Here is a 26,409-nt window from a genome sequence, read left to right as displayed (position 1 = left end):
TTGTAGGAATAATACATCCACTCGATATTTCGCGTTCCGGGAGGTGCGGGCCATGCGGCGGCGGGAACGGCTCGGGGAGTTCCTGGTGCGGCGGGGGGTCATCCGCCCGCAGCAGCTGCAGGCGGCCCTGGACCAGCAGGTCCGCACCGGCGCGCTGCTGGGGGAGACCCTGGTGGAGATGGGGTTCGTCGCCCGGGAGGCGCTCTTGCAGGAACTGGCGGCCTTCTACGGCGTTCCGTTCGTCTCCCTGCGGCTCAACCCGCCGGACCCGGCGGCCGCGCGGCTGGTGCCGGCCCGGCTGGCGCACCGGTACCGGCTGATTCCCACGGCGCGCACCGGCGACCGCCTGACGGTGGCCATGGCCAACCCGGCGGACATCGCCGCGGAGGACGAGGTCCGGGCCCTGACCCGGCTGGAAGTGGAGCCGGTGCTGGCGGACGCGGACGAGATCGCGGAGGCCGTCGGGCGGATCTTCGACCTGATGCACAACGCCGAGCTGGCCGTGCGGTACCGGACGGCCGCCGCCCGGGAGAAGCCTTCCCAGCCGGAGGCGGCCGTCTCCATCGATGACGGCCCGATCGTGGGCCTGGTCCAGAGCCTCCTGATCCAGGCCGTCCGGGCCGGGGCCAGCGATCTGCACCTGGAGCCCCAGGAAGGCGAGCTCAGGGTCCGGTACCGGGTGGACGGGGTGCTGCACGAGGCCATGTGCCAGCCGCTCTCGCTCCATCCGGCCGTGGTGGCCCGGGTGAAGGTGCTGGCCGGGATGGACATCGGGGAGCGGCGGCTGCCCCAGGACGGCCGTTTCAGCCTGTCGGTGGACGGCCGGTGCTACGACTTCCGGGTCTCCACCCTGCCCAGCATCCACGGGGAGAAAGTGGTGCTCCGGATCCTCGACAAGAGCGGGGGCGTGCGCCGGCTGGACGAGCTGGGTTTCACCACGGGGGATCAGCGGCGCATCCAGCGGCTGCTGGCGCAGCCCTACGGGCTGTTCCTGGTGGTCGGCCCCACGGGAAGCGGTAAGTCCACGACCCTCTCTGCCGCCCTGTCGCACCTGGATGCCACCGCGATGAACATTGTCACCGTCGAGGATCCGGTGGAGTACCGGCTGCCCGGCATCTGCCAGATGCAGGTGAACGTCCGGGCCGGGCTCACCTTCGCCGTCGCGCTCCGGCACATCCTGCGCCAGGACCCCGACGTGATCATGGTGGGCGAGATCCGCGACCGGGAGACCGCCGAGCTGGCGGTGCAGGCGGCGCTCACCGGCCACCTGGTGCTGAGCACCCTGCACACCAACGATGCGCCCGGCACGGTGGCCCGGCTGCTCGACATGGGGATCGAGCCCATCCTGCTGGCCTCGGCGCTCAGCGGCGTGCTGGCCCAGCGGCTGGTCCGCCTGCTCTGCCCGCACTGCCGGCAGCCCTACTTCCTGCCCCGGGAGCTGCGGGTGGCCGAGGGCTGGACGGTGGAGAAGGGCCAGCCGCTCTACCGGCCGCCGACCGGCAGCGACCGGCCGTGCCCGCACTGCCGGATGGGCTACGCCGGGCGCACCGTGATCTCGGAGCTCATGGTGGTGGACGATGCGATCCGCAGCCTGATCCTGCAGCGGGCCGACACGGGCCTGATCCGGGAGGCGGCCGTGGCCGGGGGGATGCGGCCGATGCGGGAGGACGGGCTCCGCCGGGTGCTGGCCGGCGAGACCAGCCTCGAGGAGGTCCTGCGGGTGACCCGCAGCAGCGGCGACGAGTCCTGGACGGCCCACACCCCCGAGCACGCCCTCATCCTGGGGGGATGACCGATGCGGACCTACGCCTACCGGGCCCGCAGCCTCACCACCGGCAGGCAGGTGCGGGGCACGGCCCGGGCGGGAAGCCCCGCCGACCTCATGGAGCAGCTCCGCCAGGCGGGTTACGTGCCACTCTCCATTCGGTCGTCGGGCTGGGCGGACCGCCTGAGCCGGCTGCTCAGGCAACTGGAACCCCTGCAGCCCAGGGACCGGGCGGTCTTCTACCGGCAGATGGCCACCATGCTGCAGGCGGGGCTGCCGGTCACCACCGCCCTGGAGGTGCTGACCCAGCAGGGCCGGGGCGGCGGCGGCGAGGCAGCCGCCGCCGTGCACCGGGAGCTGGTGCGGGGCGCGCAGCTGGCCGAGGCCATGGAGCAGAGCGGCGTCGCCTTTCCGGCGGTGCACATCAGCCTGGTGCGGGCCGGGGAGCTCTCGGGGCGGCTGGCCGAGGTCCTGGACCGGCTGGCCGGCGCCGAGGAGAAGGACGCCGCCCTGCGGGGCAAGGTACGCGCCGCCCTCCTCTATCCATCGGTGGTCCTGGCGGTGGCCCTGGCCGTGCTGACCTTCATGGTCCTGGTGGTGGTGCCCTCGTTCCTCTCGATCTTCGCCGACCTGCAGGCAGAGCTGCCGGCGCTCACGCAGGGGCTCCTGGCCTTCCTGACGGTCCTGCGGCGGCACGGGCACCTGGTGGTGCTGGCTCTGGCGGCGGTGGGTTTGGGCCTCCGGTTCCTCGGGCGCACGGCAGGGGGCCGGCGCCTGCGGGACCGGTGGCGGCTGCGGGTCCCGGTGCTCGGGAAGCTGCAGGGCCTCCTGCTCCTGGGGAGCCTCGGGCGCACCATGGCGATGCTGCTGGGGAGCGGGCTGCCGCTGCTGCAGGCCCTGGAGGCCGCGGGCGACGCCCTGGGGAACGCGCTGTACAGGAGCGTGCTGGCGGACGTGGGACAGGGGGTCAACCGGGGGGAGAGCCTGGCCGATTCGATGGCCCTCACGGGCGCGATCCCGGCGTTTGTGGTCGAGATGGTCCGGGTGGGGGAGCAGTCGGGCGCCCTGGAGGAGATGTTCGCCAAGGTCGCCGAGTCCTACGACCGGCAGGCCGACGAGATGGTGGCCAACCTGACGGCCCTGCTGGAGCCGGTGATGCTGCTGGTGGTCGGCGGCATGGTGGCGTTCATCCTCATATCGCTGTTCCTGCCGATTCTGACCCTGCTGAATGCCGTGGACACTGCTTTCTAGGACGGGAGGAATGCGGACATGCGCGCACGGTGGCGGCGGACGAGAAGGGACGAGGCGGGCTTCACCCTGATCGAGCTGGCGATTGCGCTGGCGGTTCTCGGGATCCTGGTCGCGATTGCGGTCCCGACGTATCTGAGCGTGCGCAACCGGGCCTACGACGCGGAGGCGAAGCAGCACCTGGGCGAGATTCGGACCCTCGCGTGGACTTATTACCTGGAGAAGGGCGATTGGACGGGTACGGACCTCTCAACGTTTGGCGTCCAGCACACGGCGACGCAGAACTGGGAGTTCAGCGTGTTGGACGGCGATAAAGAATCGATCGTGATCTGTGCAAAGCCCGTCTCCGGAGCGCCCTTCGAGAATCGTGTCTGGCGTCTGGAGCTGGACAGTGAGGGCTCCGCGACCCTCGAAGGACCCGATGCGACCTGCGACTAGCCGGGTTCTGCGCGGCCGCCGCGGCTCCATCCTCCTGGAGGTCCTGCTGGCCGGCCTGGTGCTGAGCCTGGCGGCGGCCGCGGTGCTGACGGCCATGCTGGGCGCAGGCAGGTCGACCCGCCGGGCCGGGGCGTACAGCGCGGCGGCGGCCCTGGGCCAGGCGGTGCTCGCGGAGATCCGGCTCTACCCCGCCGGCGACCAGCGGCTGGAGCCGGGGGAGTGGGACTGGTGTCCGCCGGACTGCCCCGAGCGGGTGGACCGGGTGGCGGTCGCGGTGTCGCAGCCGGGCCACCTGCCGGCCGGGGTGCGGCGGGTGACCGTGTCGGTCTACCGGGCCGGGATGGCCGAGCCGGTGCAGGTGGTGAGCTATGTGTATCCGTAAGCGAAGGGGCGATGCCGGGCTGACGCTGGTGGAGCTGCTTCTCGGGATCGGACTGGCCGGGCTGCTGGCCGCGGCGCTCGGCGGCGTCCTGGCCCGGGCACAGACGCTGGACATGCAGGTCCGGCAGCAGATGACGGTGCAGCAGTGGGGGTACATCGTGCAGGACCGGCTGGAGCGGGAACTGCCGCTGGCCGGCCTCCACCTGGACAGTGCGGCGGGGGAGGAGGCGTTCCCGCCGCTGCCGGCCGCGGCGGGGGAGGACTGGTCGCGCGCGGTGGCCATCCAGTACCGGCCGGAGCCCGGCAGACCGGTGCGCCGGGTGGCCTGGTACTGGGCGGAGGGCAGGCTGTGGGAAGCGGTGGACGGCGGGGAGCCGCGGCCCGTGACGGCCGGGGGCGTGCGCGTGGAGGACCTCTCGATCTCGTACTTCACGCATGAAAACGTACGGCTGGACCCGGCGAACCTGCAAGAGGCCCGCTGGCGGGCGCAGGTCCGGCGCATCGGCCTGCGCCTGACCCTAACCATGGAGAATGCCGCCGGCGCGCCCGCGCGCTACCCGGTGCGGCTGGCGGTGGTCATGCCGAACGCGTGCCGCTGAGGCGAAAGGGGTGACCGGGCGATGGGCCGGCTGACGGCGCAGCGGGGCGGCGTGGGCCCCGTTCTCCTGGTGGTCCTGGGCCTGCTGGTGCTCCTGGGCTGGGCGGTGGTCGGCGCCTCGGCCGGTCACGCGACCCGGGCGGCCCAACAGGCGCGGCGGGTCATGGCCGGAGAGCTGGCGCACGCGGGCGTGGCGGCCGCGCAGGCGCGCCTGGATGCCCGCGACCCGGCCATCCTGTCGGGTCCGGTGGCGTTCTCCGGGCAGGAGGCCACCGGCACCTACCGGGTCGCGGTCTCCCCCAGCGGCCGGGGCACCTTCATCGTGGAGAGCGTCGGCGATTCGGGCGGCGTAGAGAGAGCGATACGGGCAGAGCTGGCCCCGCCGCCCGAATCGTTCGTCGCGCTGGCCGGCGGCTCGGTCACCGTCAACTACGAAAACCTCATCGAGCTGGGGAGCACCCTGCGGATCCGGGGCGACATCAACGCCCACCGGGACGTCAGCCTCAAGATCGGCAACGGCGCCCTCAGCATCGGCTTCCTGGAAGTGGACGGCGATGTGAGGGCCGGGCGGGATGTGGAGATGGAGGCCGCGTCCACCGTGCTCCTGGCGACGGCGGGCGCCCGGGTGAAGGGCAGCGTGTCGGCCGGGCGCGACCTCCGCTTCGTCACCCGTGCGGGCCTCCTGCTGACGCACTCGTACATCACCGTCGACGGCCCGGTGACCTACGGCGGGACGAAGACGCACGAGAAGAAGGGCGGCCTGGGGACGCACGACCTGAACCTCAACGGCCCGGTGCGGCAGGGCGGCGGCGTCACGCCGCCCGCCGCGGAGCGGGCATCGGCCGACGTGGACTTCTACGAGGCGCTGGTGGCGGACCTGGAGAGGCAGGGCGCCCTCCGCACGGTGCCGGCGTCTCAGGCGTGTACGGTGAACCGCCCGACCCGGGTCCGGGGCAACCTGGACTGCTTCCGGCTGCGGGTGGAGGACGGCGCCGTGCTGGTGGTGGACGGCCGGCTGGACGCCTTCACCGCCGACATCTCCGGGCTGGTCTACGTGCGGGGCGGTGCGGCGCCGAATCCCAACGGCCACGTGAAGGTGAACACGCTCACGCTGCTGGAGCTGATCCATTCGCCCTTTCCGACCGGGGGAAGCGGCGTGCTGGCGGCCACCGGCAACATCGAGGCATCCGGTTCGAAGCTGGCGGCGCTGCTCTCCCTGGGCCCTGACCGGAAGGGGGTCCTGCAGATCCTGGCCCTCCGCACCGGCGACGGCGACGGGAACAACGACGTGAAGCTGGGCATCGGCGGCCTGGCCGACGCCCTGGGCGGCCGCTCGGCGGCGCCTCTCCTGCTGTACGCCGGCGGTGACGGCGACATCACGGTGCGGTACGCCAACATCGCCGATGCGATCGCGTTCCAGACCCTGCCGCTGATTCTGGTGGCCGGCGGCGACATCGCCATCGACGCCAGCGGGCTGGCCGACGCGCTGGGCACGCTCACCCTGGAGTCGGTGCCCGAGATCTGGCGGGAGGTGCCGCCCTTCCTGCAGGGGACCGGGCGGGCCCGGGTGGTCTCCTGGGAGTGGCTGAACTGAGCCGGGGAGGTGGAGACGGGTGGATCGGCGGTTGCGCTGGTGCGGCATCGATGTGGGCAGCCATTCCCTGCACCTGGCCTGCCTGAGGGCGGAAAACGGAGGGGAGCCCGCGTGGCTCACCGCCACGGCCCCGGCGCCGGGGCCGTGGACCGACGGGCGCCCGGCGGACGGCGGCCTGGCGGCTGCGGTCCGGTCGGCCGCCGGGTCCCTGCGCGGGGTCCGGTGGGGCACGCGCCTCCGCCCGACCCAGGCGGCGGTCTCCCTGCCCAGCCGCGCGCTGGTGGTGAAGGCCGTGAAGCTGCCGGCGCTGAAACCCGCTGAACTTCGGGCGGCGCTCTGCCTGGAAATCGAGCGGCTGCGGCCGGCGGTCCCGGCGGAGACGGTGGCCGACTGGCTGCCGCTGGCGGTGCCGGCAGCCTCCCGCGAGAGCGGGGACGCGCAGGGCTGCCTCCTGCTGACGGCGCGGCTGTCGGCGGTGAAGGCCGTGGCCGCGGCCGCGCGCGGGGCCCGGATGCGGCCCGCGGCGGTGGAGCCCGAGCCCGCCGTCCTCTTCCGGCTGCTCCGGCTGCTGGCCGCCCCAACCGACCGCGGCGAAGACCCGGCCCGGGTGCTGATCGACCTCGGGGCGGGGGGCACGCGGCTCGTGGTGGCCCGCAGCGATGCGCTCCTCCTCTTCCGGGAGATCCCGGTCGGGGGGAGGGACCTGACGGCGGCCCTGGCGGAGGCGCGGCAGGTGCACCCGGAGGAGGCGGAAGCGCTGAAGTGCACCGCGTATCAGGAGGCCGGCCCGATGACCGACTTCGGCGCGGCGTGGGAGCGGCTGGCCCGCGAGGTAGAGCGGTCGCTGCGGTACGTGGAGCGGCAGCACGGGCTGGAGGGGTACGGCGGGCTCCACCTGGTGGGCGGGGGCGCCCGCTGGCCCCTGCTGCGCCGGGAGCTGGAGCGGGTGGTGGGCGTTCCGGCGCAGCCGTCCGTCGCCCTGCCCGGCGGCCCGGTGCCGCCGGACATGGCCTGCGCCGCAGCCCTCTGTCTGTGGAAGGAGGGGACGCCGTGACCCGCATCAACCTGCTCAGGCCCCGCCTGCCCTCCAGGGAGCTGCGGGCGCTGCGGCTGCACGCCGCGATCGCGCCGCTGCTGGCCCTGCTGCTGGTCCTGAGCCTCGGGGCCGCTGTGCCCCTGCGGCAGGCGGAGCGGGCGGCCCGGGCGGACCTGTCGTCCGCGGAGGCCGAGCTCTCGGCCCTGGCCGCAGAGGTGGAGCGGTGGCAGGCGCTGCGGCAGGAGACCAGCCAGCTGCGCGCGCGCCTGGCCGCCCTGGATGCGGTGCTCCCCGAAGGCAGGCGGTTCAGTCCGCTGCTGGAGGAGGTCGCCGACGCCTTTGCCGGCCACTGCCGCGTGGAGCGGATCGCCCTGAGTCCCCAGGAGGGCCTCAGCCTGCAGGGCCGGGCCGGCAGCTACAGCGCGGCGGCGGACTGCGTGGAGCGGCTGCGGGCGCTCCCGGATCTCGCCGGGGTGGTGCTGCAGTCCGCGGAGTGGACCCACGCGTCGGACCCGGTGGTCTTCCACGTGGCCGGTGCGCTGTGGCCGGAGGGAGGAGGCGGGCAGCCGTGACGAGCCCCATGCTGCGGCGTCTGGAGCTTCTGCGTGGCGTGAACGCCGCGCTGGCCCTCTGTCTCGCGGCGGCGCTCATCCTGCTCGTCCGGCCTGCGTGGCAGGGGCGCGAGCGGGCCCTGGAGGACCTGGCCCGGGCGGAGGAGGCGGCCGCGCGCCAGCGGGAGATCGCCGCCTCCGCCCCGGCCGCTGAGGCGGAACGGGCCGGCGTGCTCGCCGAAGTGGCGGCCCGCGAAGCCGCGCTGGCGCCGGACGGCGGCGATATGGCGGCGGTTCGGGCCGTGGCCGAACTTGCCGGCGAGGAGGTGCACCTGAAGCTTCTCCTCCCGGGTGAGCCGCGTCCGGCGGCCGCGGCAGACCAGCCGGAGGCCGCGCGCTACTGCGAGCTTCCCCTCCGGCTGGAGGCCGAGGGCGCGCGCGAGCCGCTGGCGCACTTCCTGCGGGCGCTGGAGGACGAGGTGCCCGGTCTGTATCTGAACGCCGTGTCGCTCCACATCAGCGATTCGGCGGCGGGCCGCTGGAACCTTAGCGTGACCGGATGCCTGCTTCTGCGCGGGCCCTGTGACGGACTTTGGTGACAAGAAGCCCCGTGACAACGGACCGGCGAGTGTTTATACTGTTAACAAACCCATATGGGCGTCACCACTTCTAAAGGAGAGGGATGCACCATGAATCTGTCGGTCCGTAAGATGACGGTGGCCGGCGTGCTCGGCGCCGTCTCCGCTGTGATGGGTTTGGTTCCCGGTCTCGGCTTCATTCCCTTCCCCACCGGCCAGGCGATCACGATCATGCAGATTCCCGTCGTCCTGGCCGCGATCGCCGAAGGTCCCGTGGTCGGCCTGTTCGTCGGCATGATCTTCGGCCTCAGCTCCTTCCTGCGGGCGACGAACCCGGCGTTCGCGGATCCTCTGGTGGCGATCCTGCCCCGGCTGTTCATCGGCGTGTTCGCGGCGTACGCCTTCGCCGCCCTGCGGCGCCGGAACCTGACGCTCGCGCTGGGCGCCGCCGGCGTGGTGGGCACGCTCACCAACACCGGGCTGGTGCTGGGGATGATCCTGCTCCGGGGGTACTGGCCGCCGGAGGTGGTCTGGACGGTGGCGGCCACCCACGCCCCGCTGGAGCTGCTGGTGGGCACGTTCGCCGTCGTGACCGTGGGGCTGGCCCTGCACCGGGCAGGATTCATCCGGGTCGCGTACCAGAGCTCCGGGCGACATCTCTAGAGCGAATGGCGGCCGCCCTCCCCGCGGGAGGGCGGCTGTTTGGCTGTTTTCCGGCTGGCGGGCGCCAGTGGACTTCTCATGGAAAGGACGTGCGGGCAGTGGCGAATCCAGTGTGGCTGAGCGGGATTACGGACGTGCCGGGCATCCGGGTGGGGCATGCCCACGACCTGGAGGCGCTCACGGGGGTGACGGCGGTGCTGGCGCCGGCCGGCGCCGTGGTGGGGGTGGCCGTGGAAGGGTCGGCGCCGGGGACGCGGGAGACCGACCTCTGCCGCCCCGGCAACCTGGTGCAGCAGGCCCACGCCGTGCTGCTCTGCGGCGGCAGCGCCTTCGGCCTGGCGGCGGCCCACGGGGCGATGCGCTGGCTGGAGGAGCGGGGAATCGGCCTGCCGACGGGATATGCCACCGTGCCCATCGTGCCGGCAGCCGTGCTCTACGACCTGGGCATCGGCTCGGCGCAGGTGCGCCCTGACGAGGCCATGGGCTACGCCGCCTGCGAGGCGGCCACCGAGGGGCCGGTCGGGCAGGGCTGCGTCGGCGCCGGGGCGGGGTGCAGCGTCGGCAAGGCCCTGGGGATGGAGCGCGCCACCAAGAGCGGCATCGGCACCGCCTGCCTGAAGGTGGGCGAGGTGGCCGTCGGGGCGATTGTGGCCGTGAACGCCTTCGGCGATGTGCGCGACCCGGCCACGGGCCGCATCCTGGCCGGGCCCCGGGGGGAGGACGGCACGTACCTGGACACGACGGCCCTGCTGCTGCAGGGCGCGGCCGGCCGGCCGATCGGCGAGAATACCACCATCGGCGTCGTGGCGGTGGGCGGCACGCTGTCCAAGGAGGGCGCCAACAAGGTCGCCCGCATGGCCCACGACGGCCTGGCGCGCACCATCTCGCCCATCCACACCATGTTCGACGGGGACACGATCTTCTGCCTGGCCACCGGCGGCCCGGAGATCGACGTCACCGCGGCCGGCGCCGCCGCAGCGCTGGCGGTGGAGCAGGCGGTGCTCAACGCCCTGCGGCACGCCAAGGCCATGGGCGGGCTGCCCGCCGCGGCGGGCGACTAGCCGCCGCCGGTTCTGGACAGGGCGCCGGGGGCGTACTCTCCCCCAAAGGGGGATGGGACAATGGATGACGGCTTCGCGGCCAAGCTGCTTTCCAACTTCCTGATCGCCCTGGGCGTGACCCTGGGGGGCTCGCTCTCGGGCGCCGCCGCGTCGCTGCTTTCCGGCGGCCACCCGCTCGACCGGCTGCGCTACCTCTCCGAAGACCTGCGCCTCTGGGGCATTCTGGTGGCCGTCAGCGGTTCGTTTGAGCCGCTCCGCCACCTGGAGCAGGGCCTCCTGTTCGGACAGGGCCGCGCGCTGTTCCGCCAGGTCGTGGCCCTGGTGGTCGCGATGGCGGGCGCCAACGTGGGCTACTTCCTGATTCAGACGGTGGCGGGGCGGCGGCCGTGAGCCGGTGGCAGCGGGCGCTTCCCCTGCTGGCGTCCTTCGCCATGGGGTTCTCCGTGGCGATCTGGCTGCTGCCGGTCCTGGCGGGGCCGACGGTGCAGCGGCTCCGGCTGGAGCGGGACTTCTGCCTGGCCCAGGTGGAGACCCTGGAGGCGGAGGTGGCCAAGCTGCAGTCGGCGGAGCGGAGGCGGCCCGTCGTCTGCCAGGTCGCCCGGGTCCGGGCCGAGGTCGACGGGCCGGACGAGCGCGTGGGGCTGGAGGCCGCGAGGCGCATACAGAAAGAGCTGGCGGCCGAGCAGGTCGGCCGCCAGCTGGAGAATGTCTCCCCGGTGCTCCTGTACGGCCGCTACAACGGACGGCTGATGGAGATCGACGGGGTCACGTACCAGCTGTCGGTGCAGGCGCTCCTGATCGGCCCCGAGCTGATGCTGCTGGGCCGGGTCGAGCCGGTGGAGAAGGGAGCGCAGGAGGAGTAGGGTCAGAACCGGCACCGGGCGTGCGGGCGCAGGGTGCTGCGCCGCTCCATGGTGCCGTCGCGAAACCGCGGCAGGTGCTGCTGCAGCACGGCCAGGGCGTCGGCGAAGCCGGTGAGGGGGAAGTAGGGCGAGCCGTGCCGCTCCAGGTACCGGGCCAGGCTGCTCTTGGCAAAGACCCAGTCCGCGAAGCTGGCGCCGTAGATGTCGCTGTACCCGTCGCCGATGTAGACCACGCGGGCGCCGGCTTCCTTCAGGCGGCGGACCACGCCCGCCTTGCAGCAGCCGCACCGGTCGCAGGCGGGGTTGGCGTTGGGCCATTCCAGGCGGCCCCGCTCCACGTAGCGGTTGGCGAAGACCGGCAGGTGGCCGAGCCCCTCCCGGCCGAGGATGCGGTCGATGTAGAGCGTGAACCCGTCGCTCACCACGGCGAGGGGAATCCCTTCCCGCTCGGCCCAGGCGGCGAAGGCGTGGAACCCGGGGTCGATGGCCACCTGGTCGGCCAGGGCGGCCGCCTCATCCCGGTCGACGCGCGCGAAGGAGGCCATCCACAGCTCCCGCGTGCCGGCCTCGCCCCGCGCATACCGCTCCAGGAGGGGGAGCGGGTAGGGGGCCAGGGTGTCGCAGATCAGGTCGCCGACGTCGACGACGGAGATGGTGTAATCGAAGTCGGTCAGGATCACGAGGGGGGCGCCCAGGGCCCGGTTCCAGAAACGCTGTTCCAGATTGTTCGTCATAGAAGTGCGGTCGATTGCCCTCCTCCGGCGGGCGCAGTCGCCCACCTTTTCTTAAACGACAGATGTATTGTATCATGAGAAGTAAGCACAGCAGGAAAGGCTTTCCAGATGCCGTAAGGAGGGATGGGTAGGTGCGCCGGCTGCTGTACGTCCTCGCTGCCCTGCTTCTGGCGACGGGGTCCCTGGGGCTGGCCCTGCTGCCGCGGCTCGCCCCCGACTGGCTCGCGTTCGGGCTGCTGGGCGCCTGCTTCTCGGGAACCGGCGCGGCCGGCTGGGTGCTGGGCGGCGTCGCAGCGGGCGAGTGGCCCCGGCTGCGCGCCGGGTGGTTCCTGCTGCCCGCCGGCATCCTGGGGGTGGCCGTCAGCGCGCTGGAGGAGGCCCAGCTGCCCCTTCTCTGGGCCGCCGGTGAGGCGCTGACGGGGCTCGTGCTGCTCGTCCCCCTGTTCCCCCGCCGCGGCGACCCGGAGGCCGGATCGCGCCCGCGCGGTCCGGTCCAGGCTCCGCCCGTGGCCGGCCGCCAGGAAGGCCGCTGAGGGCATGAACGCGCCTGCTCCCCGGCCAGACTAAGGCCGAGGAGGCGATGGCATGGGCAAGACGGTGGTGGGTCTCTTCAGGCACAGCGGCGACGCTGACCTGGTGGCGGCCCATCTGCGGGAGACGTACGCTTTGGAGGCGGACCAACTGGACGTGATCGGCGAGGCGGAGCTGCGCGCGGATGGCGGATCCCGGTTCGGCGGGACGGACGCGTGGCTGCTGGCCGCCTTCACCGGGATCGGCCTGGACGACCCGGCCAGCCTGGACCCGGTGGCCAGGCGCTGGGGCGACCAGGTGCGGGCGGGTCACACCCTGGTGGTGGCCCGGTCCGAAGACCCCGACCAGGCGGTGGAAATCGCCGGCGAGATGCGCCGGGCCGGTGCGGACCGGGTGGACCTGCTCGGGGATGCGCCCTGACCGGCGCGTTAGCGCTCGTCCTTCGGCTCCTTCGCCTTTTCGATGTTCTGCCGGACCTCATCGGAGGCGGCCCGGGTCACCTCGGAGGTGATGGACTGGGTCGCCTTCTTGAATTCGCGGATGGCCTGGCCCATGCTGCGCCCCAGCTCGGGCAGCTTGTTGGGCCCGAAGACCACCAGCGCCACGATCATGATGACGAGAATCTCGGTGAATCCCAGGTTGCCGAACACGGCGATGTCTCCTTCTGTTCCTGCATGATCACTCTGCAGGTCTACTTTACCGCCCGGCGTCCGGCTTGTCCATAGTCCGCGGCGCCAGCCAGGATTCCCGCAGGCGCGCGATCCCCTCGGCATCCGGGAGGAAGTACGAAATCGGCCCCACGTACGCCGCGTAGCCCGGCAGGGTCTCCATGACCAGCGCCCCGGTCTGGTACGCGTGGATGGCCACCGTGGCCAGGCGGAGCTGTTCGGAGAGGGGCAGGTTGGTCTCCACGTGCTCGCCGGCGGTGCGCAGGAGCGCAGGCAGGCGCGGCAGGTTCGCCGGCTGCAGGGCCCGCCGGGCTGCGGCCCGCAGGAAACGCTGCTGCCGCCTGATGCGGCTGAGGTCGTCGCCGGCGGCATCGCTGCGGAAGCGGACGTACTGCTCGGCCCGGTCTCCGTCCAGCACCTGGTGGCCCGGCTGCAGGTCGATCACCAGGTTGTCGTCGGGGTCGACGTAGCGCATCGGCGCCTCAATGTACATCGGCACGCCGCCGATCAGGTCGACCAGCCGGCGGAACCCTGCCAGGTTGACCTTCACGTAGTGCGCGACGGGCAGGCCCAGCAGGTCCGAGACCGTGCGGGTCGCCAGGTCGGGCCCGCCCCAGGCATAGGCGGCGTTCAGCTTGGCCTCGCCCACGCCCTCCAGGATGACGCGGGTGTCCCGGGGGAGCGACAGCACGCGGAGCGGGCCGCCGCCCACCCGCACCAGCAGCATGGTGTCGGAGCGGCCGGGGTCGCCGGGCCGCTCATCCACCCCCATGACCAGCACATAGACCGGTTCGGTCCGGTCCGCCGCGTCGCCCTGCGCGGCGGAGCCGGGGCCGATCCCCATCTCCACACGTTCGCCCTCGGCGGCAGGCCCTTCGGGCGCACGCGGGGCCGTGAGCCATCGCCATCCCAGGGTGGCGGCCCACAGGATGCAGAGAAGCCCCAGGGCCGCGCCCGCGCGGAAGCGGCGCATCGACCGGCCTCCTTTTCAGTGGGATAATCTAGATATCCCCCGGGAGCCGGCCGCACACGCCGCTTCTCAGGCTGGAGATTTCTGGGCCTCAGTTCTCCTGCACGTGCAGGACTTTGTAACCGTGCCGCTCCAGGAGCTCCACCAGCGGGCGGGACGTGTGGGTCTCCACCCGGACGATGATCTGGTACTGGTCGAGGACGGAGGAGCGGAACGTGGCCAGGTTCCGGATGTCGATCCCGGCGTTGCGGATGATCTCGGCGATGCGCGCCAGCTGGCCGCGGCGGTCGGGCACCACCAGGGTCAGGCGGATGGTTCCGGAGTTCACGCCGAGCATGTCGGCGAAGGCCTTGAAGATGTCGTGCTCGTGGATCACGCCGACCAGCCGCTCGCCCAGGACGACCGGCAGCAGGGGGACGTCCCGCTGGAACATGATCTTCGCGGCGGTCTCGACCAGGTCGTCGGGACCCACCGTCACCGGGTCGGGCACCATGAAGTCCTTGACCGGGCGGGGCAGCGCTTTCTCCCGCCCTTCGCGCATACAGGCCTCGTAGATGTCGGTCAGCTGGATGATGCCCACCAGCCGGTCGCCCACCACCGGCAGGCAGTCATACCTCTTGGTCTGGATGATCTCGTAGGCCCGCTGCAGCGTGTCGTCCGGCGAAACCGTGGTCACGTCCTCAGCCATGACGTTGCGCACGATCATCGGAACCAGCCCCCTCTCGCCCATTCCGGGTATTGACGCACGATAGAGAATTGGACACCGCCCGCCGCTGTCCCTGTCGGCAGGGGGAAAAGGCGGGGGAAGGCCCGCAGCGGCGCGCAGACCTCGCCCGGGGAGCAGCGGGGATCGGCGCCGGCTGGCGGGATCGAACACGGGTTGCGGAGGTGCGCACATGCGGTTTGTGGTGGAGCCCGCGGCCGCGGGCCTGCGCCTGAGCCAGTACCTGTTCGACCGGCTGAAGCTCTCCCGCACCCTGGTGCGGAAGGCCAAGGCCAGCGGGGGCATCCTGGTGGACGGGCGGCCCGCCCGGACCAGCCTGGTGCTCGCCGGCGGCGAGGTGGTGGAGGTGCGGGTGGCGCAGGAGGGGCGCGTGGAGCCGGAGCCGGTGCCCATCCACGTGGTCTACGAGGACCCCTGCCTGCTGGTGGTGGACAAGCCGGCGGGCATGGTGGTCCATCCGGTGCGGGACTACGTGTCGGGCACGCTCGCCAACGGCGTGGCCTACCACCTGCTGCAGTCCGGCAGCGACCCCGTGGCGCGGCCGGTCCAGCGCATCGACCGGGAGACCTCGGGCCTGGTGCTGTTCGCGAAGGAGCCGGCGGTGGCGGGGAAGCTCGCGCGGGAGCTGGAGCGGCAGAAGTTCGAGCGGCGATACATCGCCCTGGTGGAGGGCGTGGTGGCCGCAGATGCCGGGACGGTGGACAGGCCGATCCGCCGGGTCTGGGGACATCCGGTCGCGCGGGAGGTGGCGGAGGGGCCGCGTACGCCCGAGCAGGAGCGGCTGCTGGCAGAGGCGGCCGCGCAGGGCCGCACACTGCGGGACGACTGGACGGCTGCGGGCCAGCCGGCCGTCACCCACTGGCGGGTGCTGCGCCGCTGGCCCGCGGCCACGATGCTGGAGCTCAGGCTGGAGACGGGGCGGACGCACCAGATCCGGGTGCACATGGCCTGGCTGGGCCACCCGTTGCTGGGGGACGAGCTCTACGGCGGGAGCCGCCGGCTCATCGGCCGGCAGGCCCTGCACGCGGCCGGCCTGGCCTTTGCCCACCCCGTGACGGGCGAGATGATGCGCTTCACGTCGCCCCTGCCGCCAGACCTGGCGGATCTGGTGGCCCGGCTGGATAGGGCATAGCGGGTGTGCTCGCAGGGCGAGGCACACCCTCTTCTTCAGTCGGCGACCGCCGTGTACCGCCCGCGGAAATAGCCCAGCGGCTTGCGGGTGCGGCTGCCGGGGTTCAGCCGCTCCACCTGTCCGATGAGGATCGTGTGGTCGCCTGCGTCGACCCGCTGCACGGTGCGGCACTCCAGCAGGGCCATGGCGCCGGGCAGGATGGGCGCCCCGTAGAAGCCCCGGGTGTAGTTGAGCCCGGCGAAGCGGTCGGTGCCCTTGGTGGCGAACCGGTTGGCCAGGTCCACCTGGTCGCCGCCGAGGATGTGGACGGCGTAGCCCTGCGCGCCCACGACCCCCTCGTAGCAGCCGGCGTTCTTGTCGATGCAGAACAGGACCAGCGGCGGGTCCAGGGAAACCGAGGTGAAGGAGTTCACCGTGAGCCCCACGGGCGTTCCGTCGGGCGCGGCCGCGGTGACGACGGTCACGCCGGTCAGGAACTGGCCCAGGGTGTCACGAAACGTCCGGCTGTCAAACGATGCCATGTCTGAGCCCCCCACGCTGTGATGGCGCGCGTCGCCTCGTGCGGGACGCCTTCCTGCCGGAGCGGCGTCTGTGTTTGTCGCACGAGTCTGACGTATGAGTTTAGACCCGCAAGGGGCGGGCGGCGATGCGGGCATCCGCGCAAGTGGATTCCATCCCATTCCCTGCCTGCGGTGATGGATTTCATGTCCTCTTGACTTCTCTGGCGGCCGCGACTAGAATAAACGTACGTCACGAACGCACGTTTGGCGATTATCTGTTCGATTATCGGCAGTCGTAATAATCAACCCGTAAAGCGGCGGAGGGATCGGCATGCAGTGGGTCTGCTGGGTGGAGATTCAGGGTCTCTACGCCGCTGCCGCCCGGGAGGCGGGACTGGTGGAAAAGGGGCGGCCGGTCGCGGTCCTGCGGGGAGGCAGGGTCTTCGACGGCTGCCGGGAGGCGTTTGCGGCCGGACTGCAGCCGGGCAGTCCCGCCCGCCAGGTGCTGCGCGACGTTCCCGGGGCAGCCGTGGTGGAGTGGGCGGATGTGGACGCCGCCGCCTGGGCCCGCGCCTTCTGGGACCGCTGCCTCGCCCACACGCCCTACGTCGAACCGGTGGAGCCGCACCAGGTGCTTTTGGGCCTGCCCCTGCCCGACGATCCGGGCGGCCCGCCGGGCGGCCGGGCGCAGGGCGCGGAAGGCGGCCGGGGGCAGGCGGCGGACCGGCGGCTGCAGGCGGAGCTGAAGGCGCTGGCGGAGGCGGCCGCGTCCTTCGGCTTTGCCGCCTTCGCCGGCGCCGGTTCCTCCCGCGTGGTGGCCCGTGCGGCGGCCCGGGCCCTGCGGGCGGAGTTCCTGGGGCGGCGGCCCGGCACGGCCCCGCAGCGGCTGGAGGGCGCGCAGGTGATCGCCCCCCGTCACGCGGGCGGACTTGTCATCGTTCCCCCCGGCGCCGAGGCCCGCTTCCTCGCCCCGCTGCCCGTCGGCCTTCTGCCCCTCCCGCCCGAGGTGCAGCGCCGCCTGCAGCAGCTGGGGATCACACGCATCGGCGAGGCGGCGCGGGTGAGCGAGGACGAGTGGGCGCGGCAGCTGGGGCCGCAGGGGCGGCAGGTCTCCCGCTGGAGCCGGGGCATCGACCCGGAGCCGGTGAAGCCCGCCTGGCCGCCCCGGCGGCTGGCGCGGCGGTCGGAGCTGGGCGGCGTGCGGGACCGGGACCCGCTGGAGCGGGAGCTGAGCCGGTCGGCCGCCCTGCTGGCCGCCCAGCTGGAGCGGCAGGGCGAGGGCTGCCAGCAGGTGGGGCTGATCCTGGAGCTGGCCGACGGCCGGGTGCTGCACGCCGAGCGGACCCTGCCCCGGCTGCGGCACACCGCTTACCCGATCCAGCAGGGGCTGCAGGCCCTGCTCGCCCAGGTGCTGGACGGCCTCGGGGAGCCGGTGGAGATCGCGGCGGTCACCGCCGAGGTGGGGCTGATCGGCCCCGTCGACTGGCGGCAGATGGAGCTGTGGGACGACCGGCTGCTCCGGGAGCGGCGGGAGCGGATCGAGGGGGCGCTGTCCCTGCTGCACCAGCGCTTCCCGGCGCGGGTGGTCGGCCTGGGGATGCGCACCCCGACCTCCTGGAAGGAGCAGATGCTCCAGTATACCGACCCCTACCGCTGGCCGCGAAAGGCGTGATGGCCGTGTCCCGCATCCTCAACCGGCCGGTGGAGGTGACCGCCGGCCCTGACGGCCGGCCCGCCGCCTTCCGCTTCGCCGGCGGGCGGGAGCGGGTGTGCGCGGTGCTGGACACCTGGATGGAGACCGGCCGCTGGTGGGAGCAGGAGCCCGCCCTGATCGCCTACCGGGTGGCCACCGAAAGCGGCGGCGTCTTCGAGCTGAACTTCATCCCGCAGGAGCGGCGCTGGCTGCTCTACAAGGCGTATGACTGAGCCGGGGAACCCTGCCCGGGCGTGCCGGCGACTTGACTGGGCGGTGCGCAGGGGATAGAATGAGTGTGCGTGACGAACGCATGTTCGATCTGTGAAAGATTCGGGAAGCCGAACCTGCAGGAAGGAGCGCACGCCCATGTCCTTCGTCCACCTGCACGTGCATTCGCCGTTTTCCTTCCTCGACGGCGCCTCCCGGCTGGACGACCTGATCGCCGAGGCAGCCCTGCACGGGATGCCGGCCCTGGCCCTCACCGACCACAACAACGTGTCGGGGGCGGTGCGCTTCCAGCGCAAGGCGCTGGAGGCGGGCATCCAGCCGATCCAGGGGGCAGAGCTCACCCTGGAGGGCGGCTACCACCTCACGCTGTTGGCCACCGGGCCCAGGGGCTACGCCAACCTGAACCGGCTGATCACCGCCGCCCACCTCGGGCAGGAGCCCCGCGCGACGCCGGGGGCGATGTTCGCCCTGGCCCCGGGCCACGACCGGCTGCAGCCGGCGTGCCCCCTGTCCGCCCTGAGCCACGACACCGACGGGCTGATCGCGCTCTCGGGCTGCCGGCGGGGCGAGATCCCCTCCCTGATCCTGCGGGGGCGCCTCGCCGAGGCGGAGGCGGCGGCGAGGCGCTACGCGGCCTGGTTCCCCGGCCGCTTCTACCTGGAGCTGCACGACGAGCGGCTGCCCGGCGAGCAGGCCCTAAACCGCGCCCTGCGGGACCTGGGCGAGGCGCTGGGCCTGCCGCTGGTGGTCACGTCCAACGTGCACCACCGCACGCGCGAGGAGTTTTTCGTGCACGACCTGCTCACCTGCGTGCGCACGCTCACCCGCATCGACCAGCCCCACCCGGAGCGGCCGCTCAACGACCAGCGCTACCTGAAGCCGCCGGAGGTCATGATCGAGCGCTTCCGCGACTTTCCGGAGGCGGTGAAGAACACCCTCGCCATCGCCGAGCAGTGCCGGCCGGTGCTGGACCTGGGCGCCCGGCTCCACCCCGAGTTCCAGACGCCCGACGGCTCGCACCCCGCGGCGTACCTCACCCACCTGGTCTACGACGGGGCGGCCCGCCGCTACGGGCGCATCACCGAGCGGATCCGCCGCCGGCTGGAGCACGAGCTGACCATCATCACCCGGCTGGGGTACGAGGACTACTTCCTGCTGGTCTGGGACGTGGTCCGCTTCGCCCGGGAGCGGGGGATCCGCTGCGCCGGCCGGGGATCGGCCGCCGACTCGGCGGTGGCCTACTGCCTCTTCATCACCGACGTGGATGCGATCGAGCGCGGGCTCTTGTTTGAGCGCTTCATGTCGCTGGAGCGGGCCCAGAAGCCCGACATCGACATCGACTTCGACGCCCGCCGGCGCGACGAGGTGGCCGCCTACGTCTACCGCAAGTACGGCGCCGACCACGTGGCCTCGGTCTGCACCTACAACACCTTCCAGGCCCGGTCGGCGGTGCGGGACCTGGGCAAGGCGATGGGCTTCCGGGAGGCGGAGCTGGATTATCTGGCCAAACGGATCCCCTGGCACGCCGGGGCCGACGAGATCCTCACCGTCATGGCCCGCTACCCCGAGCTGCGCCAGTCGGGCATTCCCTGGCACAAGTTCGAGCAGCTGGTGCAGGCGGCGGAGCGGATCGCCCGCTTCCCCCGCTTCATCGGCACCCACCTGGGCGGGCTGGTCATCTCCCGCCGGCCGCTTTTGGAGGTGACGCCGCTGCAGATGGCGGCGAAAGGCCAGGTGGTCTGCCAGTTCGACAAGGAGTACGTGGAGGACCTGGGGCTGGTGAAGCTGGACCTGCTCTCCCTGCGCACCTTCACCGCCATCGACGACGCGGTGCGGGCCATCGGCGACATCGACTACGAGCAGATCCCCCACGGCGATGCGGCCACCTACGAGATGCTGGGCGTGGGCGAATCCATCGGCGTCTTCCAGCTGGAGTCGCCGGCGCAGCGGGCCTTGCAGGCGCGGCTGAAGCCGGACCGGTTCGAGGACATCGTCGCCTCGGTGGCCATCATCCGGCCCGGGCCCATCAAGGGGAACATGGTGGAGCCGTTCCTGGCCCGCCGCCACGGGAAGGAGGAGGTCACCTACCTGCACCCCAAGCTGAAGCCGATCCTCGAGAAGACCTACGGCGTGGTGCTCTTCCAGGAGCAGGTGATCGAGATCGCCACCGCGGTGGCCGGCTTCACCCCCGGCGAGGCGGACCAGCTGCGCCGGGTGATGACCCACGCCCGCAACCGGGAGGACATGGAGGCCATCGGCAGGCTCTTCCGGCAGAAGGCGGCCGCGGCCGGGGTGGATCCGGCGGTGGCCGACACCATCTTCTCCTACATTCAGGGCTATGCCTCGTACGGCTTCTGCGAGGCCCACGCCGCGGCGTTTGCCAACACCGCCTACAAGACCGCCTACCTGGTGCGCCACTACCCGGCGGAGTACTTCGCCGCGCTCCTGTCGGCCCAGCCCATGGGCTACTACCCCATCAACACCCTGGCGGTGGAGGCCCGCCGGCGGGGGGTGGGGCTCCTGCCCGTGGACATCAACCGGTCGGAGGCGGCCTTCACCGTGGAGGAATGGACCCGGGAGGCCTGGGAGGCCTTCTGGGGGACGGAGCCCTTCGCCCCCGAGCACCCGGCGACGGGCAAGGCGATCCGCATCGGGCTCCGGGCGGTGAAGGGGGTGGGAGAGCCGGCGGCCGCGGCGATCCTCGCGGCCCGGGGCGACGGGGAGTTCCGGTCGCTGGCGGACCTGGTGCGGCGGACCGGGGGCGCCGTGCCGCGGGGGCCGCTGGAGGCGCTGGTGCTGGCCGGCGCCTTCGACCGGCTGCACCCCAACCGGCGGGCGGCGCTCTGGCAGGCGGCCCGCCTGCTGGAGGCCGAGCGGATCCGGCAGGAGCGGGGGGCGGCGCAGGCCAGCCTGCTGGATGCCGCGGTGGGCCACCCGTCCGGCCGCCCGGTCTGTCACGGGGGCGTGCGGACCGGTGCAGATGCATGGGCAGAGGCGCCGCAGCCGCCGATCGCCGACTTCAGCGCCGCGGAGCGCTATCTGAAAGAGTACGAGCTCACCGGGCTGATGGTGCGTACGCACTTCATGCGCTTCGTGCGGGAGCGGCTGGCCCGGGAGGGGTACCTCACCGCGCAGGAGGTGCGGCAGCGCCGGGCGGGGGAGCTGGTGAAGGTGGCCGGGCTGCCCGTCTGTCCGCACCGGCCGCCGACCCGCTCGGGCAGGATCGTCGTCTTCCTGTCGCTGGAGGACGAGACCGGGCTGATCGACCTCACGATCTTCGAAGACGTCTACCAGCGCTACGGCCACCTGATCTTCACCGACCCGCGGCCGCCGCTGGCCGCGCTCGGGCGGGTCGACCGGCGGGGCGGGCACGTGTCCGTCACCGTGAGCCGGATCCGGGCGCTGGAGGCCTGACGGCCGTTCCTGCGGTCCGCGCAGCGGCCGCCCCCAGAAAAAGGAGGGGCGGCCGCTGCGCGCGCGGAACCTTATCCCTGCATTCCGACGTCCAACTACGGTAGGTCACCCTGCGGCCACATCATCGCCTGTGCGATCGTAAGACGAGTAAACTTCGCAACGAGGAGGGCGGCCCGTGCGCAACTCATCGAAGAAGTCCACACGCAAGCGGTGGCACTGGTTGATCCCTCTCCTGCTGGTTTTTGCCCTTGCCGCCGCCATCCGGGCCGTGGCGCTCCATCGCCCGTTTGACTCGCCGGCGGCTGCCGACCCCGGCAAATCCGACGCCGCGGATCCCGGCAGCGGCGTGTCCGAGGAGTTGCCTCCTCTGCACACCCTGCCCTCCGACCTGCAGACCTTCCTGGTCATGGGCGTTGAAAGCTGGGAAGGGGAGTGGGGCAGATCGGACTCGATGGTGGTGGTTTCGTACCATCCGCGCGCGCAGCGCATCGCGATGCTCTCCATTCCCCGTGACCTGTGGACCTACATCCCGGGCCGCGGGTACGACAAGATCAACCACGCATACGCCTACGGCGGTCCCGCCCTGTCGGTGGACACGGTGGAGCGGCTGCTGGGGATGGACATCGACCACTGGATCTCCATCTCCTTCGACGGGTTCGTGGAGGTCATCGACGCCGTGGGCGGCGTCGAGGTGAATCCGCCCAAGCCGCTCTACTACCACGATCCCTCGGATCGCCGCTTCGGCCCGGACGGGCTGATCATCGACATCCAGGCCGGCCCGCAGGTGATGGACGGCCTCACCGCGCTGAAGTACGCCCGGTTCCGCGCGGACGAGGAGGGCGACATCGGCCGCATGCGGCGGCAGCAGGAGATCATCCAGGCGGCCATGAAGAAGGCGGCTTCGCCGGCCCTCTTCACCAAGGCCCCGCAGCTCATCTCGGCCCTTTACCACACCATCGGCACCGACATGACGGTGGGCGACATGGTGAAGCTGGCGGCCACCGGGCGGCAGGCCCTGAACAAGCCGCCGGTCACCGGCACGATCGAGGCGGACGAGTACTGGATTGACGGCATCTTCTACTTCGGCGCCGACCTGGTGAAGCTGCGGACGGCGGCCTACGAGCTGCTGGTGGGCGAGCCCCCGGATGAAGACTTCCTGGCGCAGGCCCGGGCGGACAACCAGGAGTACCAGTCCATCCTCCAGCGGGAGGTGGCCCGGTCCCAGGCCGAAGCGGCCGCCCGCGCCGAGGAGGAGGCCGAAGGGGAGGAAGGCGAAGCCGCCGGCGGCGGTGAAGGCCAGGGCGAAGACGGCGGTGAGGGGCAGGGCGGTGTCGCCGGTGGCGGAGAGGGCGCTGACGAAACCGGAGGCGGCGCCGACGGGACGGAGGACGGCTCCGACGAGCCCGGCGCCGGGCCGCCCGCCTACTGGGCCTCGGTCCACGTGGTGGACGCCACGGGGCGGGGCGGCGCCCGCAGGTACGTGAACCAGCTGGAGGCGGCCGGGCTGCAGGTCTGGGGCGTGCACGAGAGCCCGGCGGTGCTCTCGATGACGCTGGCGCTGGTGCGCAACCCGGACGTGGACGAGGCCGCCGTGCAGCAGGCGCTGGCCGGCGTGGTGCCCGGCGTCGTGGTCCGGATGGCCCCCGACCCCACCGCCGCGGTCGACATCGACCTGGTGATCGGCAGCAGCGCCATGGGGCTGGAGTAGACGAGAATACGCGTGCACAGGACCAGGGTCCCGCGCCCTGGTCCTTGTGTTTGGGCAGCCCGGAGACGCCGGGCCGGCCGCGGCCCGCATGTCGCCCGTTGACAGCGCGCCCTGAGACGGATACACTCAAATAGGAATTTTACTGGATCGGATCGGGGGAGGGCGCCGGATGCGGGTCGAGGAAGTGCTGCAGCGTCTGAAGGAGATGGGGTGCCGGCTCACGCCCCAGCGCCGGCTCATCGTCGAGGTCCTGCTGAGCGCGGGCGAGGACGCGCTCACCGCCGACGAGATCTACCAGCAGGTGCGCCAGACCTACCCGGAAATCGGGCTGGACACCGTCTACCGCAACCTGCGCCTGATGGCGAGGCTGAACGTGGTCTCGGAGGTCAAGCTGACGGGCCGGACCGCGCAGTACTCGCTGAACAGGGAGCTGCACAACCACAACCTCGTGTGCCTGGAGTGCGGGGCCGAGATCCCCCTGGGCCACTGCCCGATCAAGGAGCTGGAGGCGGTGGCGCTGGAGCAGCACGGCTTCGTCATCTCCGCCCACCGCATCGAACTGTTCGGCTACTGCCCCGCGTGCGCCGGCGGCGCAGACAATAAAATTCCTACTTGACAACCGCCGGGGCGGGAGGCAGAATGCCGGAGTGGGGGGCAGCACGGGCCGTGTTTCGCGGCAAGGAGGAGGACTGCGTGAGGATGCGCCGACGGGGATGGTTCGCGGTACTGGCGCTGACGATCGTGCTGGTTGGCGGCTGCGGCGGAGCGGACGGCGCGCGGAAAGCGTCGCCGGCTTTCGCGGATGACGGCCGGCTCCGGGTGGCCACCAGCATCTACCCGATCTACGAGTTTGCACGGGCCGTGGGGGGCGACCGGACCGACCTGGTCAACCTGGTTCCCCCGGGAACGGAGCCGCACGACTGGGAGCCCTCGGTGGGCGACATCCGCACCCTGAACGCGGCCCAGGTCTTCCTGTACAACGGGGCGGGTTTTGAGCACTGGGTCGACAAGGCGCTCGCCTCGCTGGACAACCCGGACCTGCGGGTGGTGGAGGCCAGCGAAGGGTTTGCCCTGCTGGAAGCCGCCGGGCACGGGCACGGCCACGAGGGCGAACTTGTACACGATGAACATGACGCTGACCACGCACACGAAGACGCCGACCACCACGCTCACGATCACGGGGACCTGGATCCCCACATCTGGCTCGATCCCACCGGAGCGGCCCACATCGTGGCGCGGATCCGCGACGCCCTCGCGGCCGCCGATCCCGGGAACGCGGAGGTGTACCGCAGCCGCGCCGAGGCCTACCTGGCGGAGCTAACGGCGCTGGACGAGGCGTTTGCCGCCGGCCTCGCCCGGTGCGAGCGGCGGGTCTTTTTCACCACCCACGCGGCGTTCGGCTACCTGGCGCATCGCTACGGCCTGGAGCAGCATGCCATCATGGGGCTGTCCGCGGAGGCCGAGCCGACCCCCAGGGCGCTGAAGGCGGTGGTGGAGGCGGCCCGGGAGCATGAGGCGGAGTACATCTTCTTCGAGACGCTGGTCAGCGACAAGGTCGCCCGGGTGGTCGCCGACGAGATCGGCGCCGAGGTCCTGGTGCTCAACCCCTTCGAGGGGCTGACGCCGGAGCAGATCGCCGCGGGCGAGGACTATCTGTCGGTCATGCGGCAGAACCTCACGAACCTGCAGAAAGCGCTGGGGTGCCGGTGATGGTGACGACGAATCCGGTGATCGAGGTGCGCGACGTCAGCTTCGGCTACGGGAAGGACCTGGTGCTGGACCGGGTGAGCCTGACGGTCGCGCGGGGCGAGTACCTGGGGCTCATCGGCCCCAACGGCTCGGGCAAGACGACCCTGCTCCGCCTGATCCTGGGGCTCCTGCCCCTCACCCGGGGCGAGATCCGGCTGTTCGGCACGCCCGTGCAGAGGTTCCGGGACCGCTGGCGGGTGGGCTATGTCGCGCAGAAGGCTGCTTCCTTCAACTCAGCCTTCCCGGCCACGGTGGAGGAGGTGGTCTTCACGGGCCTTGCGGCCCGGCGCGGGATCCTGAGGCGGTTCACGCCTTCGGACCGGCTGGCCGTGCGCCAGGCCCTGGACCGGGTGGGGCTGCTCCCCTTCAAGGACCGGCTGGTGGGCCGGCTCTCGGGCGGCCAGCAGCAGCGGGTCTTCATCGCCCGGGCCCTGGTCAGCCGGCCGGAGCTGCTGATCCTGGACGAGCCCACCGTGGGGGTCGACGCCTCCGCGGAAGGGCAGTTCTACCGGCTGATCCGCAGCCTGCGGGCGGAGATGGGGCTGACGGTCATCCTGGTCTCCCACGACATCGGCGCGATCTCGCATGAGGTCTCGGCGCTGGCGTGCCTGAACCGCCGGCTCTTCTACCACGGCTCGCCGGCGGACTTCGGCACGGAGGAGCAGCTGTGCGAGCTGTACGGCCACGAGGTGGTCCGCATCCAGCATCACCATCACCCGGGGGAGGGCGACCGCGCATGATCGAGATGCTGTCGCTGGCCTTCATGCAGCGGGCCCTGCTGGCCGGCCTGGTCGTGGCCGTGGTGGCGCCTTCCATCGGGCTGTTCCTGGTGCTCCGCCGGCTGGCGCTCTACGGCGACGCGCTCTCGCACGTGACGCTCACCGGCGTTGCCGCCGGCATGCTGACCCGGACCTACCCCGTGGCCACCGGCCTGCTCTTTGCCGTGGCCGCCTCGCTGGGCATGGACTGGCTCCGGCAGTCGTACCGCAAGTACAGCGAGATGGCGGTGGCCATCGTGCTGGCCGGGGCCCTGGCCCTGGCGGTCATCCTGCTGTCGCTGGCCGCGGGCAGCACGGGGGAGATGCTGGCTTACCTGTTCGGCTCCATCGTCACGGTGAGCCGGACCGATGTGGTGGTCGTCAGCGTGCTGGGCGCGGCGGTGCTGGGCTGCCTGCTGCTGCTGTACAAGGAGCTGCTGGCGACGACGTTCGACGAGGAGTACGCCCGGGTCGGCGGCCTGCCCGTGCGGGCGGTGAACCTCGTGTTCTACGTGCTGGTCGCGCTGACCGTGGGCCTCACCATGCGGGTGGTGGGGGCCTTGCTGGTCTCCTCGCTGATGGTGGTGCCGGTGGGGGCCGCCCTGCAGGTGGCCCGCTCCTTCCGGGGCGCCCTGGCGCTGTCGGTGGGTTTCGGGGTGGTCTCCGTGCTGGCGGGGCTGACCCTGGCCTACGTGCTGGACCTGGCCCCCGGCGGCACGGTGGTGTTCACCGCGGTGGTGATCCTGCTCCTGATTCTGGCGTACAAGCGGCTGCGCCGCATCGAATAGGGAAGAACGAAAGGAGCCACCCTCCGGTGCGGG

At 72.0% G+C, this 26,409-nt stretch carries 29 protein-coding genes; 24 read left to right on the top strand and 5 right to left on the bottom strand.

What is annotated here, in order from left to right:
- Positions 1 to 52 precede the first annotated feature (52 nt).
- The 13 genes from ACZ5UM_RS14630 to ACZ5UM_RS14570 all read left to right on the top strand — a co-directional run bounded on the left by ACZ5UM_RS14630 (position 53) and on the right by ACZ5UM_RS14570 (position 10,776).
- Positions 53 to 1,792: a GspE/PulE family protein gene (locus tag ACZ5UM_RS14630; RefSeq protein WP_464845034.1), complete on the top strand. Its 1,740-nt coding sequence runs from the start codon at positions 53 to 55 to the stop codon at positions 1,790 to 1,792.
- A 3-nt stretch (positions 1,793 to 1,795) separates the two neighbouring features.
- On the top strand, positions 1,796 to 3,016 hold the full coding sequence (locus tag ACZ5UM_RS14625; protein ID WP_464845033.1) for a type II secretion system F family protein: 1,221 nt from the start codon (positions 1,796 to 1,798) through the stop codon (positions 3,014 to 3,016).
- Between the two features lie 18 nt (positions 3,017 to 3,034).
- Positions 3,035 to 3,451 carry a type IV pilin protein gene (locus tag ACZ5UM_RS14620; RefSeq protein WP_464845032.1) on the top strand — a complete coding sequence of 139 codons (417 nt, stop codon included), beginning with the start codon at positions 3,035 to 3,037 and terminating at the stop codon, positions 3,449 to 3,451.
- Positions 3,435 to 3,833, top strand: coding sequence for a type II secretion system protein (locus tag ACZ5UM_RS14615; RefSeq protein WP_464845031.1), 399 nt, complete (start codon positions 3,435 to 3,437; stop codon positions 3,831 to 3,833). Before ACZ5UM_RS14620 ends, ACZ5UM_RS14615 begins: the two co-directional genes overlap by 17 nt.
- Positions 3,820 to 4,431, top strand: coding sequence for a hypothetical protein (locus ACZ5UM_RS14610; protein ID WP_464845030.1), 612 nt, complete (start codon positions 3,820 to 3,822; stop codon positions 4,429 to 4,431). The genes ACZ5UM_RS14615 and ACZ5UM_RS14610 overlap by 14 nt, the downstream gene beginning before the upstream one ends.
- Positions 4,432 to 4,452: 21 nt before the next feature.
- Positions 4,453 to 6,024, top strand: coding sequence for a hypothetical protein (locus ACZ5UM_RS14605; protein WP_464845029.1), 1,572 nt, complete (start codon positions 4,453 to 4,455; stop codon positions 6,022 to 6,024).
- A 19-nt stretch (positions 6,025 to 6,043) separates the two neighbouring features.
- Complete coding sequence (gene pilM / locus ACZ5UM_RS14600; protein ID WP_464845028.1) at positions 6,044 to 7,078, top strand: pilus assembly protein PilM; 1,035 nt, start codon at positions 6,044 to 6,046, stop codon at positions 7,076 to 7,078.
- Positions 7,075 to 7,632 carry a hypothetical protein gene (locus tag ACZ5UM_RS14595; RefSeq protein WP_464845027.1) on the top strand — a complete coding sequence of 186 codons (558 nt, stop codon included), beginning with the start codon at positions 7,075 to 7,077 and terminating at the stop codon, positions 7,630 to 7,632. Before pilM ends, ACZ5UM_RS14595 begins: the two co-directional genes overlap by 4 nt.
- Entirely contained in the window at positions 7,629 to 8,210 is a 582-nt protein-coding gene (locus ACZ5UM_RS14590) for a hypothetical protein (protein ID WP_464845026.1), read from the top strand. The genes ACZ5UM_RS14595 and ACZ5UM_RS14590 overlap by 4 nt, the downstream gene beginning before the upstream one ends.
- Positions 8,211 to 8,300: 90 nt before the next feature.
- On the top strand, positions 8,301 to 8,852 hold the full coding sequence (locus ACZ5UM_RS14585; protein WP_464845025.1) for an ECF transporter S component: 552 nt from the start codon (positions 8,301 to 8,303) through the stop codon (positions 8,850 to 8,852).
- Positions 8,853 to 8,950: 98 nt separating this feature from the next.
- Positions 8,951 to 9,913: a P1 family peptidase gene (locus ACZ5UM_RS14580; protein ID WP_464845024.1), complete on the top strand. Its 963-nt coding sequence runs from the start codon at positions 8,951 to 8,953 to the stop codon at positions 9,911 to 9,913.
- A 60-nt stretch (positions 9,914 to 9,973) separates the two neighbouring features.
- Positions 9,974 to 10,303 carry a YtrH family sporulation protein gene (locus ACZ5UM_RS14575; protein WP_464845023.1) on the top strand — a complete coding sequence of 110 codons (330 nt, stop codon included), beginning with the start codon at positions 9,974 to 9,976 and terminating at the stop codon, positions 10,301 to 10,303.
- Positions 10,300 to 10,776 carry a hypothetical protein gene (locus tag ACZ5UM_RS14570; protein ID WP_464845022.1) on the top strand — a complete coding sequence of 159 codons (477 nt, stop codon included), beginning with the start codon at positions 10,300 to 10,302 and terminating at the stop codon, positions 10,774 to 10,776. Before ACZ5UM_RS14575 ends, ACZ5UM_RS14570 begins: the two co-directional genes overlap by 4 nt.
- 2 nt (positions 10,777 to 10,778) lie before the next feature.
- Here the strand turns inward: ACZ5UM_RS14570 and ACZ5UM_RS14565 are convergent, their stop codons facing one another.
- The gene (locus ACZ5UM_RS14565; protein ID WP_464845021.1) at positions 10,779 to 11,510 is read right to left on the bottom strand and encodes an MtnX-like HAD-IB family phosphatase; all 732 of its coding nucleotides are present in this window, start codon (positions 11,508 to 11,510) and stop codon (positions 10,779 to 10,781) included.
- 131 nt (positions 11,511 to 11,641) lie between these two features.
- On the opposite strand from ACZ5UM_RS14565, the gene ACZ5UM_RS14560 reads away from it, so the two are divergent.
- Positions 11,642 to 12,043, top strand: coding sequence for a hypothetical protein (locus ACZ5UM_RS14560; RefSeq protein ID WP_464845020.1), 402 nt, complete (start codon positions 11,642 to 11,644; stop codon positions 12,041 to 12,043).
- Between the two features lie 52 nt (positions 12,044 to 12,095).
- Positions 12,096 to 12,461 carry a hypothetical protein gene (locus ACZ5UM_RS14555; RefSeq protein ID WP_464845019.1) on the top strand — a complete coding sequence of 122 codons (366 nt, stop codon included), beginning with the start codon at positions 12,096 to 12,098 and terminating at the stop codon, positions 12,459 to 12,461.
- A gap of 8 nt (positions 12,462 to 12,469) precedes the next feature.
- On the opposite strand, the gene tatB is transcribed toward ACZ5UM_RS14555, so the two are convergent.
- The 3 genes from tatB to ACZ5UM_RS14540 form a co-directional block, all read right to left on the bottom strand.
- Positions 12,470 to 12,691: a Sec-independent protein translocase protein TatB gene (tatB, locus tag ACZ5UM_RS14550; protein ID WP_464845018.1), complete on the bottom strand. Its 222-nt coding sequence runs from the start codon at positions 12,689 to 12,691 to the stop codon at positions 12,470 to 12,472.
- A 46-nt stretch (positions 12,692 to 12,737) separates the two neighbouring features.
- A complete protein-coding gene (locus tag ACZ5UM_RS14545; RefSeq protein ID WP_464845017.1) occupies positions 12,738 to 13,682 on the bottom strand; it encodes an LCP family protein in 945 nt (314 codons plus the stop codon).
- An 88-nt stretch (positions 13,683 to 13,770) separates the two neighbouring features.
- A complete protein-coding gene (locus ACZ5UM_RS14540; RefSeq protein ID WP_464845016.1) occupies positions 13,771 to 14,385 on the bottom strand; it encodes a CBS domain-containing protein in 615 nt (204 codons plus the stop codon).
- 190 nt (positions 14,386 to 14,575) lie between these two features.
- Between ACZ5UM_RS14540 and ACZ5UM_RS14535 the strand changes: the two genes are divergently transcribed.
- The gene (locus tag ACZ5UM_RS14535; RefSeq protein ID WP_464845015.1) at positions 14,576 to 15,535 is read left to right on the top strand and encodes an RluA family pseudouridine synthase; all 960 of its coding nucleotides are present in this window, start codon (positions 14,576 to 14,578) and stop codon (positions 15,533 to 15,535) included.
- Between the two features lie 35 nt (positions 15,536 to 15,570).
- Here the strand turns inward: ACZ5UM_RS14535 and ACZ5UM_RS14530 are convergent, their stop codons facing one another.
- Positions 15,571 to 16,056, bottom strand: coding sequence for a flavin reductase family protein (locus tag ACZ5UM_RS14530; protein ID WP_464845014.1), 486 nt, complete (start codon positions 16,054 to 16,056; stop codon positions 15,571 to 15,573).
- A 310-nt stretch (positions 16,057 to 16,366) separates the two neighbouring features.
- Between ACZ5UM_RS14530 and ACZ5UM_RS14525 the strand changes: the two genes are divergently transcribed.
- The 8 genes from ACZ5UM_RS14525 (at position 16,367) to ACZ5UM_RS14490 (ending at position 26,376) form a co-directional block, all read left to right on the top strand.
- A complete protein-coding gene (locus tag ACZ5UM_RS14525) occupies positions 16,367 to 17,707 on the top strand; it encodes a DNA polymerase Y subunit UmuC family protein (RefSeq protein WP_464845013.1) in 1,341 nt (446 codons plus the stop codon).
- A gap of 5 nt (positions 17,708 to 17,712) precedes the next feature.
- Positions 17,713 to 17,961 (top strand): DUF6504 family protein, encoded by a 249-nt coding sequence (locus tag ACZ5UM_RS14520; RefSeq protein ID WP_464845012.1) that lies wholly within the window; start codon positions 17,713 to 17,715, stop codon positions 17,959 to 17,961.
- A gap of 136 nt (positions 17,962 to 18,097) precedes the next feature.
- Positions 18,098 to 21,373 (top strand): DNA polymerase III subunit alpha, encoded by a 3,276-nt coding sequence (locus tag ACZ5UM_RS14515; protein ID WP_464845011.1) that lies wholly within the window; start codon positions 18,098 to 18,100, stop codon positions 21,371 to 21,373.
- Positions 21,374 to 21,548: 175 nt separating this feature from the next.
- Positions 21,549 to 23,081: an LCP family protein gene (locus tag ACZ5UM_RS14510; protein ID WP_464845010.1), complete on the top strand. Its 1,533-nt coding sequence runs from the start codon at positions 21,549 to 21,551 to the stop codon at positions 23,079 to 23,081.
- A 169-nt stretch (positions 23,082 to 23,250) separates the two neighbouring features.
- On the top strand, positions 23,251 to 23,697 hold the full coding sequence (locus tag ACZ5UM_RS14505; RefSeq protein ID WP_464845009.1) for a Fur family transcriptional regulator: 447 nt from the start codon (positions 23,251 to 23,253) through the stop codon (positions 23,695 to 23,697).
- 83 nt (positions 23,698 to 23,780) lie between these two features.
- Entirely contained in the window at positions 23,781 to 24,791 is a 1,011-nt protein-coding gene (locus ACZ5UM_RS14500; protein WP_464845008.1) for a metal ABC transporter substrate-binding protein, read from the top strand.
- Positions 24,791 to 25,570 carry a metal ABC transporter ATP-binding protein gene (locus ACZ5UM_RS14495; RefSeq protein WP_464845007.1) on the top strand — a complete coding sequence of 260 codons (780 nt, stop codon included), beginning with the start codon at positions 24,791 to 24,793 and terminating at the stop codon, positions 25,568 to 25,570. The genes ACZ5UM_RS14500 and ACZ5UM_RS14495 overlap by 1 nt, the downstream gene beginning before the upstream one ends.
- Positions 25,567 to 26,376, top strand: coding sequence for a metal ABC transporter permease (locus ACZ5UM_RS14490; protein WP_464845006.1), 810 nt, complete (start codon positions 25,567 to 25,569; stop codon positions 26,374 to 26,376). The genes ACZ5UM_RS14495 and ACZ5UM_RS14490 overlap by 4 nt, the downstream gene beginning before the upstream one ends.
- Positions 26,377 to 26,409: the final 33 nt, after the last annotated feature.

It is taken from the genome of Symbiobacterium ostreiconchae (assembly GCF_055396975.1).
Note: the sequence above shows the minus strand (reverse complement) of the source record. Positions and strands in the feature narration are given on the sequence as shown.

Excerpts from the sequence above, each read along its gene's own strand:
- ACZ5UM_RS14525 (WP_464845013.1), top strand. The coding sequence starts at position 16,367 with ATGCAGTGGGTCTGCTGGGTGGAGATTCAGGGTCTCTACGCCGCTGCC.
- ACZ5UM_RS14555 (WP_464845019.1), top strand. The coding sequence starts at position 12,096 with ATGGGCAAGACGGTGGTGGGTCTCTTCAGGCACAGCGGCGACGCTGAC.
- ACZ5UM_RS14625 (WP_464845033.1), top strand. The coding sequence starts at position 1,796 with ATGCGGACCTACGCCTACCGGGCCCGCAGCCTCACCACCGGCAGGCAG.
- ACZ5UM_RS14575 (WP_464845023.1), top strand. The coding sequence starts at position 9,974 with ATGGATGACGGCTTCGCGGCCAAGCTGCTTTCCAACTTCCTGATCGCC.
- ACZ5UM_RS14630 (WP_464845034.1), top strand. The coding sequence starts at position 53 with ATGCGGCGGCGGGAACGGCTCGGGGAGTTCCTGGTGCGGCGGGGGGTC.
- ACZ5UM_RS14505 (WP_464845009.1), top strand. The coding sequence starts at position 23,251 with ATGCGGGTCGAGGAAGTGCTGCAGCGTCTGAAGGAGATGGGGTGCCGG.
- ACZ5UM_RS14540 (WP_464845016.1), bottom strand. The coding sequence starts at position 14,385 with ATGATCGTGCGCAACGTCATGGCTGAGGACGTGACCACGGTTTCGCCG.
- ACZ5UM_RS14495 (WP_464845007.1), top strand. The coding sequence starts at position 24,791 with ATGGTGACGACGAATCCGGTGATCGAGGTGCGCGACGTCAGCTTCGGC.
- ACZ5UM_RS14515 (WP_464845011.1), top strand. The coding sequence starts at position 18,098 with ATGTCCTTCGTCCACCTGCACGTGCATTCGCCGTTTTCCTTCCTCGAC.
- ACZ5UM_RS14615 (WP_464845031.1), top strand. The coding sequence starts at position 3,435 with ATGCGACCTGCGACTAGCCGGGTTCTGCGCGGCCGCCGCGGCTCCATC.
- ACZ5UM_RS14620 (WP_464845032.1), top strand. The coding sequence starts at position 3,035 with ATGCGCGCACGGTGGCGGCGGACGAGAAGGGACGAGGCGGGCTTCACC.
- ACZ5UM_RS14610 (WP_464845030.1), top strand. The coding sequence starts at position 3,820 with ATGTGTATCCGTAAGCGAAGGGGCGATGCCGGGCTGACGCTGGTGGAG.
- ACZ5UM_RS14490 (WP_464845006.1), top strand. The coding sequence starts at position 25,567 with ATGATCGAGATGCTGTCGCTGGCCTTCATGCAGCGGGCCCTGCTGGCC.
- ACZ5UM_RS14605 (WP_464845029.1), top strand. The coding sequence starts at position 4,453 with ATGGGCCGGCTGACGGCGCAGCGGGGCGGCGTGGGCCCCGTTCTCCTG.
- ACZ5UM_RS14500 (WP_464845008.1), top strand. The coding sequence starts at position 23,781 with ATGCGCCGACGGGGATGGTTCGCGGTACTGGCGCTGACGATCGTGCTG.
- ACZ5UM_RS14585 (WP_464845025.1), top strand. The coding sequence starts at position 8,301 with ATGAATCTGTCGGTCCGTAAGATGACGGTGGCCGGCGTGCTCGGCGCC.
- ACZ5UM_RS14535 (WP_464845015.1), top strand. The coding sequence starts at position 14,576 with ATGCGGTTTGTGGTGGAGCCCGCGGCCGCGGGCCTGCGCCTGAGCCAG.
- ACZ5UM_RS14565 (WP_464845021.1), bottom strand. The coding sequence starts at position 11,510 with ATGACGAACAATCTGGAACAGCGTTTCTGGAACCGGGCCCTGGGCGCC.
- ACZ5UM_RS14530 (WP_464845014.1), bottom strand. The coding sequence starts at position 16,056 with ATGGCATCGTTTGACAGCCGGACGTTTCGTGACACCCTGGGCCAGTTC.
- ACZ5UM_RS14545 (WP_464845017.1), bottom strand. The coding sequence starts at position 13,682 with ATGCGCCGCTTCCGCGCGGGCGCGGCCCTGGGGCTTCTCTGCATCCTG.